Source organism: Fictibacillus sp. Mic-4, assembly GCF_049843615.1.
GTDB lineage: Bacteria > Bacillota > Bacilli > Bacillales > Fictibacillaceae > Fictibacillus_A > Fictibacillus_A gelatini.
The window spans coordinates 301731-320732 of the sequence record NZ_JBBHZM010000001.1 but is presented as its reverse complement, the minus strand read 5'-3'; the positions used below and the strand labels follow the sequence as shown (position 1 = coordinate 320732).

21 protein-coding genes are annotated in these 19002 nt (G+C 41.4%); all 21 read right to left on the bottom strand.

The window, feature by feature from the left end:
* Position 1 precedes the first annotated feature (1 nt).
* Entirely contained in the window at positions 2–382 is a 381-nt protein-coding gene (flgB, locus tag WD019_RS01630; RefSeq protein ID WP_026675880.1) for a flagellar basal body rod protein FlgB, read from the bottom strand.
* A gap of 397 nt (positions 383–779) precedes the next feature.
* Complete coding sequence (gene codY / locus WD019_RS01625) at positions 780–1559, bottom strand: GTP-sensing pleiotropic transcriptional regulator CodY (RefSeq protein ID WP_425710444.1); 780 nt, start codon at positions 1557–1559, stop codon at positions 780–782.
* A gap of 68 nt (positions 1560–1627) precedes the next feature.
* Positions 1628–3025, bottom strand: a complete 1398-nt coding sequence (gene hslU, locus WD019_RS01620; protein ID WP_035349721.1) for an HslU--HslV peptidase ATPase subunit — start codon at positions 3023–3025, stop codon at positions 1628–1630.
* Positions 3026–3099: 74 nt separating this feature from the next.
* Positions 3100–3642, bottom strand: a complete 543-nt coding sequence (gene hslV / locus WD019_RS01615) for an ATP-dependent protease subunit HslV (RefSeq protein WP_425710443.1) — start codon at positions 3640–3642, stop codon at positions 3100–3102.
* A gap of 93 nt (positions 3643–3735) precedes the next feature.
* Entirely contained in the window at positions 3736–4638 is a 903-nt protein-coding gene (gene xerC / locus WD019_RS01610; RefSeq protein ID WP_026675884.1) for a tyrosine recombinase XerC, read from the bottom strand.
* 61 nt (positions 4639–4699) lie between these two features.
* Positions 4700–6004 carry an FADH(2)-oxidizing methylenetetrahydrofolate--tRNA-(uracil(54)-C(5))-methyltransferase TrmFO gene (gene trmFO, locus WD019_RS01605; protein ID WP_026675885.1) on the bottom strand — a complete coding sequence of 435 codons (1305 nt, stop codon included), beginning with the start codon at positions 6002–6004 and terminating at the stop codon, positions 4700–4702.
* A gap of 7 nt (positions 6005–6011) precedes the next feature.
* On the bottom strand, positions 6012–8090 hold the full coding sequence (gene topA, locus WD019_RS01600; protein ID WP_425710442.1) for a type I DNA topoisomerase: 2079 nt from the start codon (positions 8088–8090) through the stop codon (positions 6012–6014).
* 105 nt (positions 8091–8195) lie between these two features.
* Positions 8196–9071 (bottom strand): DNA-processing protein DprA, encoded by an 876-nt coding sequence (gene dprA, locus WD019_RS01595; RefSeq protein WP_026675887.1) that lies wholly within the window; start codon positions 9069–9071, stop codon positions 8196–8198.
* 55 nt (positions 9072–9126) lie between these two features.
* Positions 9127–10041 (bottom strand): succinate--CoA ligase subunit alpha, encoded by a 915-nt coding sequence (gene sucD, locus WD019_RS01590; protein ID WP_026675888.1) that lies wholly within the window; start codon positions 10039–10041, stop codon positions 9127–9129.
* 21 nt (positions 10042–10062) lie between these two features.
* The gene (gene sucC / locus WD019_RS01585) at positions 10063–11223 is read right to left on the bottom strand and encodes an ADP-forming succinate--CoA ligase subunit beta (protein WP_026675889.1); all 1161 of its coding nucleotides are present in this window, start codon (positions 11221–11223) and stop codon (positions 10063–10065) included.
* 156 nt (positions 11224–11379) lie between these two features.
* The gene (locus WD019_RS01580) at positions 11380–12153 is read right to left on the bottom strand and encodes a ribonuclease HII (RefSeq protein ID WP_026675890.1); all 774 of its coding nucleotides are present in this window, start codon (positions 12151–12153) and stop codon (positions 11380–11382) included.
* 82 nt (positions 12154–12235) lie between these two features.
* Positions 12236–13087 carry a ribosome biogenesis GTPase YlqF gene (ylqF, locus tag WD019_RS01575; RefSeq protein ID WP_425710441.1) on the bottom strand — a complete coding sequence of 284 codons (852 nt, stop codon included), beginning with the start codon at positions 13085–13087 and terminating at the stop codon, positions 12236–12238.
* Between the two features lie 8 nt (positions 13088–13095).
* The gene (gene lepB / locus WD019_RS01570; protein WP_026675892.1) at positions 13096–13635 is read right to left on the bottom strand and encodes a signal peptidase I; all 540 of its coding nucleotides are present in this window, start codon (positions 13633–13635) and stop codon (positions 13096–13098) included.
* A gap of 123 nt (positions 13636–13758) precedes the next feature.
* Positions 13759–14106, bottom strand: a complete 348-nt coding sequence (gene rplS, locus WD019_RS01565; RefSeq protein ID WP_026675893.1) for a 50S ribosomal protein L19 — start codon at positions 14104–14106, stop codon at positions 13759–13761.
* 116 nt (positions 14107–14222) lie between these two features.
* Positions 14223–14966, bottom strand: a complete 744-nt coding sequence (gene trmD, locus WD019_RS01560) for a tRNA (guanosine(37)-N1)-methyltransferase TrmD (protein ID WP_026675894.1) — start codon at positions 14964–14966, stop codon at positions 14223–14225.
* A 1-nt stretch (position 14967) separates the two neighbouring features.
* Positions 14968–15486: a ribosome maturation factor RimM gene (gene rimM, locus WD019_RS01555; protein WP_026675895.1), complete on the bottom strand. Its 519-nt coding sequence runs from the start codon at positions 15484–15486 to the stop codon at positions 14968–14970.
* Between the two features lie 105 nt (positions 15487–15591).
* Positions 15592–15819, bottom strand: a complete 228-nt coding sequence (locus WD019_RS01550; RefSeq protein ID WP_026675896.1) for a KH domain-containing protein — start codon at positions 15817–15819, stop codon at positions 15592–15594.
* A 15-nt stretch (positions 15820–15834) separates the two neighbouring features.
* Entirely contained in the window at positions 15835–16107 is a 273-nt protein-coding gene (gene rpsP / locus WD019_RS01545) for a 30S ribosomal protein S16 (RefSeq protein ID WP_026675897.1), read from the bottom strand.
* Positions 16108–16188: 81 nt separating this feature from the next.
* The gene (ffh, locus tag WD019_RS01540; RefSeq protein ID WP_425710440.1) at positions 16189–17529 is read right to left on the bottom strand and encodes a signal recognition particle protein; all 1341 of its coding nucleotides are present in this window, start codon (positions 17527–17529) and stop codon (positions 16189–16191) included.
* A gap of 56 nt (positions 17530–17585) precedes the next feature.
* Entirely contained in the window at positions 17586–17909 is a 324-nt protein-coding gene (locus WD019_RS01535; protein WP_026675899.1) for a putative DNA-binding protein, read from the bottom strand.
* Positions 17910–18013: 104 nt separating this feature from the next.
* A complete protein-coding gene (gene ftsY, locus WD019_RS01530; RefSeq protein WP_425710439.1) occupies positions 18014–18997 on the bottom strand; it encodes a signal recognition particle-docking protein FtsY in 984 nt (327 codons plus the stop codon).
* Between the last annotated feature and the right edge of the window lie 5 nt (positions 18998–19002).

The window sequence follows — 19002 nt, the reverse complement described above, 5'->3', positions numbered from 1 at the left end:
ATTACTTACCACCTTTTGCAACCATTTTCAATCTGGTAAAATTCGCATTTAATTCTTGAATCAAAGCTTGATATAAAATTTGGTTCTTCGCCATTTCCGCCATTTCATGATCAATATCAACCGTATTTCCATTATTGTTCATTACCGAGTGGTCCGCTTCTTTTACCGTAAAGTTTCCTCTAGTAGAATTACTGAAATCGAAATGCCGATTGTCTGTTTTAAAAGCTTTTATAGAGCTTTCTAGTTCATCCCGAAACACAACTTGTTTTGCTTTGTAGTTTGGCGTGTCAATATTGGCAAGATTATTTGTTATCGTTTTCTGTTTGAGCGCAGCACCATCGAGCCCCCGTTCTAACATTTGGATTACCGGAGCTGAAAACATATCGTAGATCCCCCTCCTTCTTTTTTATAAATAGGAAAATGAAACTAAAAAATGGTCCGATATACCATATTCTACTTGATGTATACAAAATTTGTCTATGACTTTTTTACTAAATCGACATTTTTTGATATAAATAGGTCTATAGTCCTAATTATATCTTCCTATAATTTCATTTCCTATAAAAACAGATTACTTGAAAGTAACAAATTTTTCTTATATTCATTATTCTAATCGATGTTCGCAAAATTTGTCTATGATTTTTTTACTACATCACCGGCATTTTTTTAATCATATAGTCCTATAATTTTTCCAGTTTTTAAAGAATACTATTTGTTCGTTTTTCTACATACAAAAAGGCTTTTGACAGTTTCGACTGCCAAAAGCCTTTTTCATTCGATTAAGAAGTCTTTAATTTTGAAAGCTCATGTAAAAATTTGTCGTTTAATACTTTAATGTACGTTCCTTTCATACCTAGCGAACGTGATTCAATGACTCCCGCACTTTCGAGTTTTCGAAGCGCATTTACAATGACGGAGCGTGTGATTCCTACACGGTCGGCAATTTTACTCGCGACGAGAAGCCCTTCATTTCCTTCTAACTCTTCAAAGATGTGTTCAATCGCTTCAAGTTCACTATATGATAATGAGCTGATCGCCATTTGAACAACTGCTTTGTTTCTTGCTTCCTCTTCAATTTCCTCTGCTTTTTCACGAAGGATTTCCATTCCAACAACCGTTGCTCCATATTCAGCAAGGACTAAATCCTCATCATGGAATGAGCGAGATAAACGGGAAAGAATTAATGTGCCAAGACGTTCTCCCCCTCCCACAATTGGTACAATTGTCGTTAAACCAGTAGCAAACAGCTCCTTGTTTTCAACCGGGAACGCTGTATAAAGGCTGTTGATGTCAAGATTAGGCGTCGTTTGCGTTAAATTGAACAGCGTGTTTGTGTACTCATTCGGAAATTGTCTTTCTTCCAACATTTTTTTCATACGCTCGTTTTCGATCTCTTGTTTTAAAGCGATTCCGAGTAATTTTCCTCGTCGGCTTACGACAAAGATGTTCGCTTCAATCACATCACAAAGTGTTTCCGCCATTTCCTTGAAATTGACAGGCTTGCCTCCTGTTTGTTGCAACATTGCATTAATCCTTCTTGTTTTTTCTAATAAATTCATTGCTAATCTTCCTCCTAAAATATTGTCCAGCATCATGCGATAAACGTTGCATGCGCCTTAAGTTATTGCTATAAAATAAACTGGCTTAAATCTTTGTTCTTGGCTATGTCGGCCAGCTTTTCGTTAACGTATTCAGGCGTGATCTTTACGACGTCTAGTTTCACATCCGGCGCTTCAAATGAAAGATCTTCCAACAATCGTTCAAGAATGGTATGCAGCCTTCTTGCACCGATATTGTCTGTTTCCTGGTTAACCTCATAAGCTATACTTGCAATCTTAGCTATAGCTTCGTCAGAAAATTCAAGATTTATACCTTCTGTCGCAAGTAATGCTGTATATTGTTTTAATAAAGCGTTATCAGGTTCCACTAGAATTCTTGTAAAGTCATCGACCGATAAATTTTTGAATTCGACCCGGATTGGAAATCTACCTTGCAACTCCGGAATTAAATCCGATGGCTTAGCCATATGGAACGCACCCGCAGCGATGAACAGAATATGGTCGGTTTTCACGGAGCCATATTTCGTCATGACCGTTGAACCTTCAACGATAGGCAAAATATCGCGCTGAACACCCTCTCTTGAGACATCTGCAGAACTATTATGATTCTTACCGGCGATCTTGTCAATTTCGTCTATAAATATAATCCCCGATTGTTCCGCTTTATAAACCGCTTCGCTAGTTACATCATCCATGTCTATTAATTTTGCGGCCTCATCTTGTGTCAGCACTTTTCGAGCTTCCCTGACCGTAAGCTTTCTTCTTTTCTTTTTCTTTGGTACGAGACCGCCAAGCATATCTTGCATGTTTAATCCGATCTGTTCAAGCCCCGATCCCTGGAACATATCCATCATTGATTGCCCCTGTTCTTCTACCTCAACGGTAACGAAATGATCCTCCATCTCACCAAGGGCTAGTTTATGTGCCATTTGTTTTCTTTGCTGCCTTAAGGAAAGATCTTCTTCGCTTTGGGAATTGTTTTGAGAGCTCTGTCCTCCCCCACCGAAAAACATTTCTAATGGGTTTTTGTATCCGGTCTCCTTCTGTTTTCCCGGCACCAATAATTCAACAAGCCTTTTGTTTGCATTTTCTTCTGCTTTGTCTTTAACCGCAAGCATTTTTTGTTCTTTTACAAGACGAATGGACGTCTCCACAAGATCTCTTACCATCGATTCTACGTCACGGCCTACATAGCCGACTTCGGTAAATTTCGTCGCCTCCACTTTAATAAACGGAGCATTTACCAATTTAGCAAGCCTTCTGGCAATCTCCGTTTTCCCCACACCTGTAGGTCCAATCATTAAAATATTTTTTGGCGAAATTTCATCTCGTAATTTATCATCGAGTAAACTTCTTCTATACCGATTGCGGAGGGCAACTGCAACAGCCTTTTTCGCTTCTTTTTGACCGATAATATATTGGTCAAGCTTTTCTACAATTTCGCGAGGTGTTAATTGTGTATTCAATTCCAACACACTCCTTAAAAATTATGGATGTAAAAACAGTCGTGTCCGATCGTGAGAATTCTAAAACAGGCCGCTTACAGCTTTTCTAAAATAATTTGATCATTTGTATAAACACAAATTTCTCCTGCGATTTCTAAGGAAGCTCTTGCAATTTCGCTGGCTGATAAATGCGGTGCGTTTTTCTTTAAGGCGCGGCCGGCTGCCAGGGCATAGTTGCCGCCGGAACCGATTGCGAGAATCCCATCATCCGGTTCAATGACCTCGCCGGTGCCCGAAATAAGCAAGAGGTGTTCCCTATTCATTACGATTAACATCGCTTCAAGTTTCCTTAAAATTTTATCTGATCTCCATTCTTTTGCAAGTTCAACGCTCGCCCGCTGCAAATTTCCATTATACTCTTCCAGTTTTCCTTCGAACTTTTCATATAGCGTAAATGCGTCAGCTACTGAACCGGCAAAGCCGGCAAGGACTTTCCCGCCATAGAGTCTTCTTACTTTTTTGGCACTATGTTTCATTACGACGGCATTCCCAAAGGTGACTTGGCCATCGCCGGACATCGCCGATTGGCCGTTATGCTGGATGGCAAAAATAGTTGTTGCATGAAACGAATGAGTCATTGAAATACCTCCCTCTTCTTTATAATGGCAGACAAACGCTTCCCTCATTTTATAATCTACTTTGATAAACCGGATTTTAGAAGTTGCTTTCGTTTATGCCCTGGGATGTGCGTTATTATAAATATTTTTCAAATGTTCTTTCGTTACATGTGTATAAATTTGTGTCGAAGAAAGGTGGGAGTGCCCAAGCAGTTCCTGGACCGCCCTTAAATCCGCTCCACTCTCTAACATATGGGTAGCAAACGTATGCCTTAAAACGTGCGGACTAATATGTACCGTTAATGCCGTTTTTTCAATCAGTTGATTTAAAATATTGCGTACTCCCCTGCTTGAGAGTGCCCCGCCTCTATAATTGATAAATAAGTGATTGGAAGTTGAATGGTATTTTTCTACGATTCTTTTTCTTCCGTCATTTATATACGTTTGTAACGCTTCCATTGCATAGCTTCCAAGCGGAACATAACGTTCTTTTCTACCTTTACCACGAATTAAAACCGTTTCTACAACAACATCAAGATCATCCATCCGTATATCGCAGCACTCACTCACACGGATACCCGTTCCGTAAAGAAGCTCTAAAATCGCCTGATTTCGCTGTCCGAGCGGCTCTTCAAGATTGCTTACTGTAAATAATTGCGTAAGCTCCTGTTCATACAGAAAGCTTGGCAATAATCTCTTTTTCTTCGGCAGCGAAGAGTAAGCAAATGGATTTTCTTTCACCAGTTTCTCCCTTAAAAGAAAGCGGTAAAAGCTTCTTAAAGAAGATATTTTTTTGGCAACCGTTGTTCTAGCATATCGCTGATTATAAAGATCTGTTATATAGTGTCTGACCAAAACATAAGAAACAGCAGCAAATCCGTCGATTGCCTGCTGTTTCATAAACGTCATGAAATGCAAAATTGCCTGTTCGTAAGTTTCGATTGTAAGCTGTGAACTGTTTTTTTCAATTTGTAAATATTCCTTAAACAAAAGCAAATGCTCGCGGTTTGTATCCAACCTAAACACCTCACAAAGCCACTAAAGCTTAACACAAATTTGAGGTATTGACAAGTGGAATTCACAATTTTGTTAAAAAATTCTGAATTGTCTCCAATGCCCGTTTAGCAAGTGCTTCGTAGCGTTCTTTCTTATTTTTGATTTTTGTAGAAAGCGGCGGAATAAGGCCGAAATTTGCATTCATTGGTTGAAAATGATGAGGATCGGCCGTTGTAATGTAATGGGCCATGCTTCCAATCGCTGTCTCCGCCGGAAATTCAACCGGATCTTGCCCTTGAATGAGTCTTGCCGCATTGATGCCAGCGACCAGTCCTGACGCAGCACTTTCCACATATCCTTCAACACCGGTCATTTGCCCTGCAAAAAATAAATCTTCGCGGGTTTTCAACTGGTACGTTTTACGAAGCAATTTTGGCGAATTGATAAACGTATTCCGATGCATCACACCATATCGGACGATTTCAGCATTTTCAAGTCCCGGAATCATTTGAATGATTTCTTTTTGCGGTCCCCACTTCAAATGGGTTTGAAAGCCAACGATATTATATAATGTTCCGGCGCTATTATCCTGGCGCAATTGCACGACCGCAAAAGGCCGTTTGCCTGTTCTGGGGTCTTCCAGGCCGACCGGTTTCATCGGTCCAAATAGAAGAGTCTTTTTCCCTCTTCGTGCCATTACTTCGACCGGCATACAGCCTTCAAAAAAGATCTCTTTTTCGAACTCTTTAAGCGGCACTGTTTCGGCAGAAATGAGCGCTTCATAAAAACGGTCAAATTCTTCCTCGGTCATTGGACAATTTAAATAGGCCGCATCGCCTTTATCATAGCGGGATTTTAAGTAAACTTTTTCGCGGTCGATACTTTCCACTTCGATAATCGGCGCCGCCGCATCATAGAAATAAAGATATTCTTCCGATGTTTCTTTTTTTAAGCTTTCTGATAAAGCGGGCGATGTTAACGGACCTGTTGCGATGATCGAAGGCCCTTCCGGAATGGAAGTCACTTCTTCGTGATAAACCGTCACGTTCGGATGATTTTTCACCCGTTCAGTAACAAGGGCAGCGAATTCATGCCGGTCTACTGCAAGCGCACCTCCTGCCGGTACTGAACAATCATCCGCCGATCGAATAATAACGGAATCAAGCCTGCGCATTTCTTCTTTTAAAACACCGACCGCATTCGTCAGGGAATTTCCCCGCAATGAGTTGCTGCAAACGAGTTCAGCAAACTTATCCGTATGATGGGCCGGAGTTTGCACTTTGGGCCTCATTTCATATAAATGTACATTAATTCCTCGTTTGGCAAGCTGCCAGGCTGCCTCACTTCCAGCAAGCCCGGCCCCGATAACCTTCACAACATTACTCATAAATTTTTTAGTTTCCTTCCTCTTCTGCATAATCACATGAAATACATTGAACGACTTTTCCTTTTTTCGTTTTCTTTTCAACGAGAATTTGTCCGCATTTCGGGCAGTTGCGCCCAACCGGCTTATCCCACGATACAAATTCACAGTCCGGATAACGGCTGCAGCCGTAAAAAATGCGTCGTTTTTTACTTTTTCTTTCGACAATGGTACCTTCATGACAATTCGGGCATGTAACGCCTGTATCTTTTACGATTGGCTTCGTATTACGGCAATCCGGGAAGTTGGAGCACGCCATAAATTTCCCATACCTGCCCATCTTATAGACCATTTCATGACCGCATTTTTCGCATGTTTCGCCTGCCGGTTCATCCTTTATTTCTACTTCTTTCATTTCTTCTTCAGCAATTTTCAGCTTCTTTTCAAAGCTTTTGTAAAAAATATCGATAACTTCTTCCCACTCTTTATTTCCTTCTTCAATGGCATCAAGATCATCTTCCATTTTAGCGGTAAACTCGACATTGAATATTTCCGGAAAGAATTCTAATGTCTGTTCTAGAACGACTTCACCGAGTTCTGTAGGAACGAATTTTTTGTCATCTAAGGCGACATAGCCCCTTTTTTGAATGGTATCGAGCGTAGGTGCATAAGTTGACGGCCGCCCGATGCCGAGTTCTTCCATCGTTTTGACAAGTCTTGCTTCCGTATACCTTGGCGGCGGCTGGGTAAAATGCTGCGATGGCTCGATCTCTTTTTTCTGAACAGCCATGCCTTCCTTTAAATCCGGGAGAAGTCGGTCCTCATCTTTCTTCCCATCATCATTTCCTTCTATATAAACTTTCATAAAGCCAGGGAATTTTACTTTCGAGCCATTCGCCCGAAAAATAACACCATTATTATCAATATCAACCGTCATCGTGTCAAGTACGGCGGATGCCATTTGGCTTGCGATGAAACGTTCCCAAATCAAACGGTAAAGACGAAGTTGATCACGGCTTAAGTAGTCTTTTAGCAGCTTAGGGTGCCGCATCGCTGAAGTAGGGCGGATCGCCTCATGCGCATCCTGTGCATTCTTCCCCGCTTTCTTTTCTGTACGCTCTCCTTCAAGGACGTACTCCTTCCCAAATTCTTCAACGATATAATTTTTCGCCTCTTCTTTTGCGAGGTCAGAAATGCGAGTTGAGTCCGTTCTCATATAAGTAATGAGACCAACCGTTCCCTCTTTGCCAATATCAATTCCCTCATATAACTGTTGGGCGAGCATCATCGTTTTCTTTGCCCGAAAGTTTAACTTTCTTGCCGCTTCTTGCTGAAGGGAGGAAGTGATAAAAGGCGGAGCAGGATTTCTTTTCCGTTCTTTCTTTTGTACTGAGCTAATTTTAAATTTCCTGCCCTTTATGCGAGCCAATATTTCTTTTACCTCTTCTTCATTGGCCAGATCTTTTTTCTTGCCATCCGCTCCGTAAAAACTCGCTTCAAATTCATCGTTATTAGCTGAAAAAACGGCTTTTATTTTCCAATATTCCTCCGGTTCGAACGATTGAATTTCCCGTTCTCTTTCGACGATCAAACGGACAGCGACGGTTTGAACCCTTCCTGCGCTTAAGCCTTTTTTTACTTTTTTCCAGAGGAGCGGACTAATGTTGTAACCGACTAGCCGGTCGAGAATGCGTCTTGCCTGCTGGGCATCGACAAGATCCATATTGATTTTTCTCGGCCGTTTGAACGAGTCTTTTATTGCATTTTTCGTAATTTCATTAAAAACAACACGGCAATCGGAATCGAGGTCCATGTCAAGGCTATGGGCCAAATGCCACGCAATGGCCTCTCCTTCGCGGTCAGGGTCAGCCGCGAGATAGATTTTTTTTACTTTTTTTGCAGCCGTCTTTAATTCTTTTAAGACGGGGCCTTTTCCTCGAATCGTAATATATTTCGGTTTGTAATGATCTTCTACTTCTACGCCCATTTGGCTTCTCGGAAGATCTCTTACGTGTCCCATCGAAGCTTTGACGATATATTTATTGCCAAGATATTTTTTTATCGTTTTTGCTTTAGCGGGAGATTCAACGATAACTAAATACTCTTCCATTTTCTGTTTATCCCCCTTTAAGGGTTTATTAAATCTTCCCTATTATTAAATAAGGCTCACCTTTTTGTCAAACTGTAAAACAATATATTTTAAATCCATTGTCGCCTAAATCGTCGAAATCAATTCGTCGATAATGTCTTTCGTCTCAAGAACTAGCTTTGCGCCTTGCTGGATTAATCGATTCGTTCCCATAGAATGTTCATCGATCATCGCCCCAGGCACGGCAAACACTTCCCTTCCTTGTTCCAGCGCCTGATCAGCTGTAATTAAAGACCCGCTCTTCTCGCGGGCTTCTATGACTAATAGGCCCGGAGCCAAACCGCTTATGATGCGGTTTCTCAATGGAAACTGCCATTTTTGCGGCCGGGTATGGAAAGGATACTCTGAAAGCAATAAACCTCTTTTCGCTATCGTATGCGCAAGCGGCTCATTTGATTTTGGATAAATATGTCCAAGCCCTGAGCCTAATACTGCGATTGTATTTCCATTTAATGATAAGGTCAAATGATGTGCATACCCATCAATTCCTTCAGCCAGCCCGCTGACGATCGTCCAGCCTTCTTCAATAAGCGGAGGCAACAGCTTTCTGGTGGCGGCAAGGCCCCTATTGGAAGGCTTCCTTGTCCCGACTACACTTAGCGATTTTTTGCTTAATAAAAGTTCTTTGTTTCCTTTCATATATAATACCCATGGCGGATCATAGATGTTTTTAAGCAAAGGAGGGTAGTTTGTATCAAAGTATGTAATCATTTCAATTTCATGTATGTAATATTGTTTCATGATGGAGTGATAGGACAATTTTCTTACATCTTGCAGGAATGCTTCAGCATGGTGTTCTCTCATTCGAAAATATTGCATAAGCTCTTCTTTTCCCATTAAGAAAATCGATTGGAGTGTAGAATCAAAGCGGATAAATAATTGCATCGTCTTCCAACCAACACCGCGGCAATGATGTAAAAGGATGAGGCGTTCGATATCCATATGATCCTCCTATCATTTTTTAAAAAAGCTCCCCGAATAGGGAGCTTTTTTACTATTAAACATTCGCTTTATGTGTGATGCAGCGCTCGAGAAGTCCTTTCTCCTTTAAAACAGAAACGAGTGTTTCACCCATAACAGAAGGTGTTTCTGCTACTTTAATGCCACAAGCTTCCATCGTTTTAATTTTTTCAGCAGCTGTACCTTTACCGCCGGAAATAATGGCGCCAGCATGTCCCATACGTTTTCCTGGAGGTGCCGTTTGGCCACCAATAAAGCCGACGACTGGTTTCTTCATGTTCGCTTTAATCCACTCGGCAGCTTCCTCTTCAGCTGTACCGCCAATTTCACCGATCATAATAACAGCATACGTATCTTCATCTTCATTAAAAGCTTTTAAAACATCGATAAAGTTTGTTCCGTTAACAGGGTCGCCGCCGATACCAACAGCCGTTGATTGACCGATGCCGCGCTGTGTGAGCTGGTGGACCGCTTCATATGTTAATGTACCAGAACGGGAAACAACCCCAACGTGGCCTTTTTTATGAATGTAGCCAGGCATAATGCCGATTTTACATTCTTCAGGAGTAATGACACCAGGGCAGTTTGGCCCAACGAGGCGAGTCTTTTTCCCTTCCATATAACGTTTTACTTTAACCATATCCATGACTGGAATATGTTCTGTAATACAAATGACTAGATCAAGTTCGCTGTCTACCGCTTCAATGATCGCATCTGCTGCAAATGGAGCAGGCACGTAAATAACAGAAGCATTTGCCCCGGTTGCTTTCACCGCTTCTTCAACCGTATTAAATACAGGCACTCCTTCAACTTCAGAACCGCCTTTACCTGGTGAAGTACCGCCTACAATTTTTGTACCGTATTCAAGCATTTGTTTTGTATGGAATAATGCTGTAGAACCTGTAATCCCTTGAACGATTACTTTTGTATCTTTATTGATGAAAACGCTCATGTTTGTCCCCTTCCTTTCTGTTTACTTTACGAGTGATACGATTTTTTGAGCTCCATCTGCCATTGATTGTGCAGAAGTAATGTTAAGACCGGATTCTTCTAAAATCTTCTTGCCTAGTTCAACGTTTGTTCCTTCTAAACGGACAACGAGCGGAAGGTTAAGGCCGACTTGTTTCGTTGCTTCAACAACACCTTCGGCAATAACATCACATTTCATAATTCCGCCGAAAATATTGACGAAAATACCTTTTACATTCGGATCGGAAAGAATGATTTTAAACGCTTCCGTTACTTTTTCTGCAGTCGCACCGCCGCCTACATCAAGGAAGTTTGCAGGGTCTCCACCGTAATGTTTAATGATGTCCATCGTCGCCATTGCAAGACCGGCACCATTTACCATACAACCGATATTGCCATCGAGAGAAATATAGCTTAAGTCATACTTAGAAGCTTCGATTTCCTTTGGATCTTCTTCTTCTAAATCACGATACTCCATGATTTCCGGATGGCGGTAAAGCGCATTTGAATCAAAGTTTAATTTTGCATCAAGCGCCATTACATTTCCGTCTCCTGTTACAACAAGCGGATTGATTTCAGCAATTGAGCAATCGTTTTCAACGAACGCTGTGTATAAGCCTAACATGAATTTAACAGCTTTATTCACTAATTCTTTTGGAATATTAATATTGAATGCTAAACGGCGAGCCTGAAAGGGTTGTAGGCCAATCGCAGGGTCAATCACTTCTTTGAAGATTTTTTCCGGAGTTTTTTCGGCTACTTCTTCAATTTCCGTTCCGCCTTCTTCTGATGCCATCATAACAACGCGGGAAGTCGCACGGTCGAGAACGAGGCCAACATAGTACTCTTTCTTAATGTCACAGCCTTCTTCGATAAGCAAGCGTTTTACTTCTTTACCTTCAGGTCCTGTTTGATGTGTAACTAAGACTTTGCCAAGAATTTCTTTTGCATATGTACGCACTTCATCAAGGCTTTTAGCTACTTTTACTCCTCCTGCTTTTCCGCGGCCACCGGCGTGGATTTGCGCTTTTACTACGGATACAGCGCTTCCTAATTCTTTTGCCGCTTCAACAGCTTCTTCTACAGTAAAGGCAACTTTACCATTAGGAACAGCCACTCCGTATTTTCTTAGAATTTCTTTCCCTTGATACTCGTGGATATTCATTCTCCATCCTCCTATCATGTTGAAAACTTAAAGTACCGTTATTCATTGTATATAAACAATCGCCTACTGTCTAGCATTCGACATTATTTTTAACAGAGGCAACATTCTTAAAATGCCTTACTTCGGTAAAAGTAATGTATTATATACGTTTTTTTCTTAATTGGCGTATTGTTTTACAGGCGCAAACGACTTTCTATGCTCCTCTGTGATTCCATACTGCGTAAGCGCCTGCAAATGTTCTTTTGTCCCGTAACCCATATTTGTAGAAAAGCCATATTGCGGATATTTTTCATGGAGTTTTTTCATTAATCGGTCCCGCGTCACCTTTGCGATAATCGAGGCAGCCGCAATCGACACACTTTTCGTATCGCCTTTAATAATTTTCGTCTGCGGAATCGGAATCGGCACTTCCATCGCATCAATAAGCAGGTGATCCGGCTTCATCTTTAACGCTTCAACGGCTTTCATCATCGCTTTTTTCGTTGCTTCATAAATGTTCATAGCATCTATCTCATGTGGTGGAATGATCCCTACTCCAACCGCCGCAGCGTTATTCATTATTTCTTCATAAAAAAATTCACGTTTCGTGTCCGTCAACTGTTTAGAATCATTGAGCCCCGGTATGTAGGCATCTTGTTTCAAAATGACGGCTGAGGCAACAACGGGGCCTGCAAGCGGTCCACGTCCAACCTCATCAATTCCCGCAACAAGCGTTTTTCCTGTTAGCCAGCACTCTTTCTCATATGTGAGCATTAAATCGTACGCTATTCGCATTTTTTTGTTTGCTAATTGCTCTCGCTTGAATCTATCAACGAGCTTCTTTACTCCGATTCTCGAGTCGTTTTTTAACTTCTCTATGTAAGTTTCTCTCTCTTCAAAAGCAAGTGACCGCAACTTCTGTTCAATCTCTTTAATGGTTTCGATTTTCATTTTACTAAACTCTCTTTCTTTATATGGATCGGACCCGCCCTTTTAATGAAAAAAGGCACGCATAATGAAAGCGTGTCTTTTTCTAGTTTGGCGGTCTTTCATATGAAATTTGTCCGAGTTTTTCGGAACGTAAATCACGAAGGATAATTTCGGCAGTTTTATCGTAGTCAATTTGTCCCCCGCCCATAAGACATCCTCTTTTTCTGCCGATTTCATCAAATAAATCCAGCGGTTTTTCGGGTATTTCGATAAGCTTATACCGCTCCTTTAATTGATCTGGATACCATTCTTTTAAATACGTTAAAGCGAAAAGGACAACTTCAGAAAAATCAAGCAATGTTTCTTTAATCGCACCAGTAACAGCTAATTTTAAACCGATCTCTTCATCTTCAAACTTCGGCCATAATATTCCCGGTGTATCTAACAGCTCAAGTTGATCGCCAACTTTAATCCATTGCTGTTTTTTTGTTACTCCCGGCTTGTCACCGGTAATTGCGATATTTTTTCCGGCAAGCCTGTTAATCAACGTTGATTTGCCGACATTTGGTATACCGAGGATAAGAGCTCTTACCGCTCTTGGTTTAACGATTCCTTTCGCTCTCATTTTAGCAAATTTCTCTTTAACAAGTTCTTTCGCCATTCCTTCGATTTTATTAATTCCTTTGCCTGCTTGTGAATTCAATGCCAACACTGGGATATTTTGATGCGCAAAATACGATTCCCATTTTTTTGTTACATCCCTGTCTGCCATATCTGCTTTATTTAAAAGCAAAAGGCGCGGCTTTCCGCAGATGATTTCATCAATCATTGGATTTCTTGAAGCAAGAGGAATTCTCGCATCTACTAATTCAAATACTACATCAATAAGCTTTAATTTCTCAGTTATTTCCCTTCTTGCCTTAGCCATGTGGCCGGGAAACCATTGTATCGTCATATTCTCACCTACTTCATGACACCAATATCAGATATCGGCCAAATCCGAACACTCGCTTTACCAATCACACGATCGATTGGGACAGTGCCAATATTTCTCGAGTCAGTGGAGTGGCGGCGGTTATCCCCTAATACAAATAATTGCCCTTTAGGGACGCGTTTTTTCCCCGTGATCTCTTCCAATGTAAAATCATATGTTAAGTTTCCGTCTTTCGTTATCTTTTTATTCGGCTCTAAATAAGGCTCTTTTACCTGTTTTCCATTCACGTAAAGCACGTCATCTTTATACATGATTTCATCGCCAGGCAGGCCGATTACTCGTTTTATGTAGTCTTTAGTTGGTGTTGCTTTAAAAACGATAATATCTCCTCGTTTCGGCGTTGCGATCTTGTTTACGATTAAACGGTCTTTATTGTGTAACGTAGGCATCATCGATTCGCCGTCCACGACGATCGGAGCAAAGAAAAAATATCGGATTACTCCGGCAAGGAGCAGTGCGATAATTAATGCTTTGACCCATTCCCACGTTCCATTCTTCTGACGCGCCATATTTCTTCCTCACCATCCAATTTTCTCTTTTTCTAAATTCATACTTTAAAACATGCCCTTATTTTGGAACATTGATTAAAGTAATGAAAAAGGAGCTTGAGTGAGTCAAGCTCCTTTGCCAAATTATTTACGGATTTCTTTAATACGTGCTGCTTTACCACGAAGGTTACGCAGATAATAAAGTTTCGCACGGCGAACTTTACCATGACGTACAACTTCAAGTCCAGCGATCTTCGGAGAGTGGACAGGGAATGTACGTTCAACACCTACACCGTAAGAAACTTTACGGACAGTAAATGTTTCGCTGATTCCAGAGCCACGTCGTTTAATAACAACACCTTCGAATAGCTGAATACGCTCACGAGTACCTTCAACTACTTTTACCTGGACACGTACAGTGTCTCCAGGGCGAAACTCAGGAAGATCTGATTTCAATTGTTCTTTCGTTAATTCTGCAATAAGCTGTTGCATGTTATTGCCTCCTTCCCACAGATGTTCTTGCTAATTCGACAGCAGCGGAACACCGTATTCAATAGCCTAAGCCACAAAATAAATCTTACCATAGAGAAAGGCCATTGACAAGTCATCTATTGATGTTTATGTTCCTTTTTTATTTCTTGAAGCCATTGTTGCTCCTGCTCGGATAGTTCGGCGCCAATCAACATATCCGGCCTTTTTAGCCATGTCCGTCTGAGAGATTCTTTTATTCGCCATTCGGCGATTTTTTGATGGTTCCCCGACAGCAGCACATCAGGAACTTTTAACCCCCGAAAATCCGCAGGCCTTGTATAATGGGGATGTTCAAGTAGTCCCGAGCTAAAAGAATCTTTCACCGCTGATTCTTCATTTCCGAGCGCACCAGGCAAAAGCCTTGTCACGCTATCAATGATGACCATAGATGCCAGTTCGCCTCCTGTCAGGACAAAGTCACCAATCGAAATTTCGTCAGTCACCAGATGTTCGCGAATGCGTTCATCATATCCTTCGTAATGACCGCAAATAAACAGGAGGTGGCTTTCTGCTGCCAGCTCTTCCGCCTTTTGTTGTGTAAATCGTTCTCCCTGGGGGCAAAGCAAAATGACTCGAGGCTTTTCTTTTGCTTGTCCGGATAATGCTTGAACGGCGTCAAAGATAGGCTGGGGTGTAAGCACCATTCCCGCTCCGCCTCCATATGGATAATCATCGACATTTCGATGTTTATTCGTAGAAAACGTTCTAAAATCGGTCACATGATACTCAACCAGCCCTTTTTCTTCTGCTTTTTTTAAAATAGAGGACCCGAGAACACCAGTGAACATCTCAGGGAATAAGGTTAAAATATCGATTCTCATCCTATATCAGACCATCCATAACATGAATCGTAATTGTTTTTTCCGCTAGATCGACATTTTTTACGACTTGCGGGATGTAAGGAATTAAAATATCAGGACCAAATTCCTTTCGTTTTACAACCCAGACATCGTTTGCGCCCGGGGAAAGAATTTCTTTCACTTTTCCTAATTCTTCCCCTTCTTCTGTCACTACTTTGCAGCCAATAATGTCATGGTAAAAAAATTCTCCTTCTTCAAGCTTTACTTCCTGATCAGGAGAAGCTTTCAGCAATGACCCTTTAAATGGTTCGACATCATTAATATTGTTATAGCCTTCAAATGTTAATAAATCAAATTGTTTATGCTTGCGATGGCTCTTAACGATCACCGGAATCTGCCGGTTTTCTCCCGCGACGTCAACGAACAGTGTATTTCCTTTTTTATAGCGTTCTTCTGGAAAATCCGTCCGCGAGATGACGCGAACTTCGCCATGAATCCCATGCGTATTCACAATTTTCCCGACATTAAGCCATTTCGTCATGAAAATAAAACCTCCTTTTCATTGCTTATGTATCACTAGTTTGCCTTACATGCCGCTTAAGTATTGAAAAAAGGGGAGGTTTCCCTCTCCCTTTTTTTTCGATACTTATATAATTTCCAATGAAATTCGTTTGCTTTGATTCGTACCAGCAGCATTGACAACGGTTCTGATCGCTTTGGCTACCCTTCCTTGCTTGCCGATCACCTTACCTGTGTCCGAATGATGAACAGATAATTGGTAAACGAGCTTCGAACCGTCAGCCACTTCTACGACTTTCACTTCGTCTGGATGATCTACAAGAGCTTTTACAATCGTTTCGATTAACTCTGTCATCTCATATCACCCATTTTATTTTTGAAGTTTAGCGTTATGAAACTTTTCCATTAAGCCAGCTTTTGAAAAAAGATTACGAACAGTGTCAGAAGGTTTTGCACCGTCAAGCATCCATTTAAGCGCTTGTTCTTCATCAATTTTCACTTCTACCGGATTTTTTAATGGATTGTAGTATCCGATTTCTTCAATGAAACGCCCATCACGTTTCGCTCTCGAATCTGCTACTACTACACGATAAAATGGAGCTTTTTTAGCACCCATACGTTTTAAACGAATTTTTACTGCCATTGTAAAAAATACACCTCCGAAATTAGTTCACACAAATTAATATTATACTATATTTTAGGCTTGATTTCAAGCCAAAATACCTTACATAAATGGAAGCTTAAAGCCTTTTTTCTTTCCTTTAGTCATGCCAGCCATTTGTTTCATCATTTTCTTCATATCTTCGAATTGCTTGATCAAACGGTTCACCTCTTGAACGGTCCGGCCACTTCCTTTTGCAATTCGTTTTCTGCGGCTTGCATTAATGATTTCCGGCTGCTCTCGTTCATGCTTCGTCATTGATTGAATAATCGCTTCGACATGGCCGAGCTGCTTTTCATCGATTTGAATGTTCTTCAAGCCTTTCATTTTAGCCGCCCCGGGAAGCATCCCCAGAAGTTCATCAAGCGGCCCGAGCTTTTTCACCTGGCCCATTTGCTCCAAAAAGTCATCAAACGTAAATGACATATCGCGCATTTTCTTCTCAAGCTCTTTCGCCTTCTCTTCATCGACCGAAGTTTGCGCTTTTTCAATAAGGGTCAGCACATCTCCCATTCCGAGAATTCGGCTTGCCATGCGATCCGGATGGAAAGGTTCAAGAGCATCCATCTTTTCCCCCATGCCGACAAATTTAATCGGCAGTCCGGTGACCGCTTTTATTGATAGCGCGGCACCCCCGCGTGTATCTCCATCAAGCTTTGTTAAAATGGCGCCAGTGAGTGCAAGCTGTTCGTTAAAGCTCTGGGCGACATTTACGGCGTCTTGACCTGTCATTGCATCAACGACGAGGAAAATTTCATGCGGATTTGCCATTTCTTTTACCTGACTTAACTCATCCATCAATTCTTCATCGATGTGCAGGCGACCGGCTGTGTCGATAATGACATAATCGTTATGGTCTTCTTTCGCCTTCATTATCGCCTGGCGGGCAATTTCTACCGGGCTCACTTTGTCGCCTAATGAAAATACCGGTATGTCTAATTGCTTGCCAAGCGTCTCCAATTGGTTGATCGCAGCGGGACGGTAAATGTCAGCCGCAACGAGCAGAGGCTTTCGATTATGTCTTTTTCTCAAGTGGTTTGCCAGTTTTCCTGACATCGTCGTTTTACCGGCCCCTTGAAGCCCAACCATCATAATAATGGTAGGCGGACGATTGCTGACGGCAATTTTACTTTGCTCCCCGCCCATTAATGAAGTGAGTTCATCATGGACCACTTTAACGACTTGCTGTCCAGGCGTAAGGCTGGAAAGCACTTCTTGTCCGACAGCCCGTTCTGTCACTCGTTTAATAAAATCCTTGACGACTTTGAAGTTCACGTCCGCTTCAAGAAGGGCAAGGCGAACTTCACGCATCATTTCTTTTACATCCGCTTCTGATACTTTTCCTTTTCCGCGGATTTTCTTTAAGGTATTTTGCAATCGGTCGGCTAATCCTTCAAATGCCATTGTATGTGTCGCCTCCTCAAAATGCTTATAGGCTAAGGCCCTTTAACCATTTGTTCCTATTCGATTTTTTCAAGGCGATCGACGATTTCCAGAACCGCATCAGGCTGGCCTTCAAGCAATTGCTTTAATCGGGAAAGCAACTGATCGCGTTCCTGAAATCTTGCAAAAAGCCCGAGTTTTTCTTCATATTCTTCAAGCATCGCCTCGGTACGTTTAATGTTATCATAGACGGCCTGGCGGCTAATATTAAATTGTTCAGCGATTTCTCCAAGGGAATAGTCATCCAAATAATACAATGCCATGTAATTCTTTTGCTTTTCCGTTAACAATGATTGGTAGAAGTCGAATAAATAATTCATCCGCATTGTTTTATCAAGCATTTGCCGCACCCCTTGTTAAGTGAAATGCCTTTACGTTAATTTATAGTACACGACTTTAGGTTTTTATGTCAAGTCTATTTTCTTAACAGAAAAAAAGCGGAGGATTACTCCGCTTCTTCCTCAAGGCCTGCAAATAAACCGTAAACAAATTTATCGGGGTCAAACGGTTCGAGATCGTCGATTTTTTCGCCGAGACCGACAAATTTAACAGGAATATCAAGTTCGTGGCGAATGGCAAGAACTATTCCGCCTTTTGCCGTCCCGTCAAGTTTCGTTAAAATAAGACCTGAAACGTCCGTTGACTCGCCGAAAATTTTCGCCTGGCTCATTGCGTTTTGTCCTGTCGTCGCGTCTACGACGAGCAATACTTCATGAGGCGCGCCCGGAACCTCGCGTTCGATCACCCTTTTTACTTTTTCCAATTCTTTCATTAAATTCACTTTATTTTGCAGCCTTCCTGCCGTATCACAAAGAAGCACATCGACATTTCTCGACTTTGCTGCCTTTACGCTGTCATAAATAACGGCTGCCGGATCGGAACCTTGCTGGTGTTTGATCACATCCACGCCCGCGCGTTCTCCCCATACTTCTAATTGTTCAATGGCGCCTGCACGAAACGTGTCTCCCGCGGCAAGAAGCACTTTTTTCCCTTCGTTTTTAAATCGGTATGCCAATTTCCCGATAGACGTCGTTTTGCCGACTCCATTAACACCGACAAATAATATAACCGTCATTCCGGATTCCTGCATATTTAAATGACCATCTTGATCATCTTTATGAAGCATTTCCGCAAGTTTTTCAGAAATCACCGATTTTAATTCATTCGTATCTTGAATATTACGGCTCCTCGCGACATCTTTTAACTCATCGATTAAATCCATAACGGTATGAACACCGACGTCAGAGCTAATTAAAATTTCTTCAAGCTCTTCAAAAAATTCTTCGTCAACCTTACGATAGCGTTTCATTAAATCATTCACTTTAGAAGCGAACGAATTTCTCGTTTTGGAAAGACCGCTTTTAAATTTTTCGGTTACAGAATCAGATTGTGTCGTAAATTTTTCTTTTAATTTTTTTAAAAAACTCATTAACG

Coding starts and splice junctions, on each gene's coding strand:
- trmD (WP_026675894.1), bottom strand. CDS start 14,966: ATGAGAATCGATATTTTAACCTTATTCCCTGAGATGTTCACTGGTGTT.
- ftsY (WP_425710439.1), bottom strand. CDS start 18,997: ATGAGTTTTTTAAAAAAATTAAAAGAAAAATTTACGACACAATCTGAT.
- sucD (WP_026675888.1), bottom strand. CDS start 10,041: ATGAGCGTTTTCATCAATAAAGATACAAAAGTAATCGTTCAAGGGATT.
- hslV (WP_425710443.1), bottom strand. CDS start 3,642: ATGACTCATTCGTTTCATGCAACAACTATTTTTGCCATCCAGCATAAC.
- rplS (WP_026675893.1), bottom strand. CDS start 14,106: ATGCAACAGCTTATTGCAGAATTAACGAAAGAACAATTGAAATCAGAT.
- rpsP (WP_026675897.1), bottom strand. CDS start 16,107: ATGGCAGTAAAAATTCGTTTAAAACGTATGGGTGCTAAAAAAGCTCCA.
- WD019_RS01580 (WP_026675890.1), bottom strand. CDS start 12,153: ATGAAAATCGAAACCATTAAAGAGATTGAACAGAAGTTGCGGTCACTT.
- codY (WP_425710444.1), bottom strand. CDS start 1,559: ATGAATTTATTAGAAAAAACAAGAAGGATTAATGCAATGTTGCAACAA.
- ffh (WP_425710440.1), bottom strand. CDS start 17,529: ATGGCATTTGAAGGATTAGCCGACCGATTGCAAAATACCTTAAAGAAA.
- flgB (WP_026675880.1), bottom strand. CDS start 382: ATGTTTTCAGCTCCGGTAATCCAAATGTTAGAACGGGGGCTCGATGGT.
- trmFO (WP_026675885.1), bottom strand. CDS start 6,004: ATGAGTAATGTTGTGAAGGTTATCGGGGCCGGGCTTGCTGGAAGTGAG.
- sucC (WP_026675889.1), bottom strand. CDS start 11,223: ATGAATATCCACGAGTATCAAGGGAAAGAAATTCTAAGAAAATACGGA.
- topA (WP_425710442.1), bottom strand. CDS start 8,090: ATGGAAGAGTATTTAGTTATCGTTGAATCTCCCGCTAAAGCAAAAACG.
- dprA (WP_026675887.1), bottom strand. CDS start 9,071: ATGGATATCGAACGCCTCATCCTTTTACATCATTGCCGCGGTGTTGGT.
- rimM (WP_026675895.1), bottom strand. CDS start 15,486: ATGACGAAATGGCTTAATGTCGGGAAAATTGTGAATACGCATGGGATT.
- ylqF (WP_425710441.1), bottom strand. CDS start 13,087: ATGACGATACAATGGTTTCCCGGCCACATGGCTAAGGCAAGAAGGGAA.
- lepB (WP_026675892.1), bottom strand. CDS start 13,635: ATGGCGCGTCAGAAGAATGGAACGTGGGAATGGGTCAAAGCATTAATT.
- WD019_RS01550 (WP_026675896.1), bottom strand. CDS start 15,819: ATGACAGAGTTAATCGAAACGATTGTAAAAGCTCTTGTAGATCATCCA.
- WD019_RS01535 (WP_026675899.1), bottom strand. CDS start 17,909: ATGCTTGATAAAACAATGCGGATGAATTATTTATTCGACTTCTACCAA.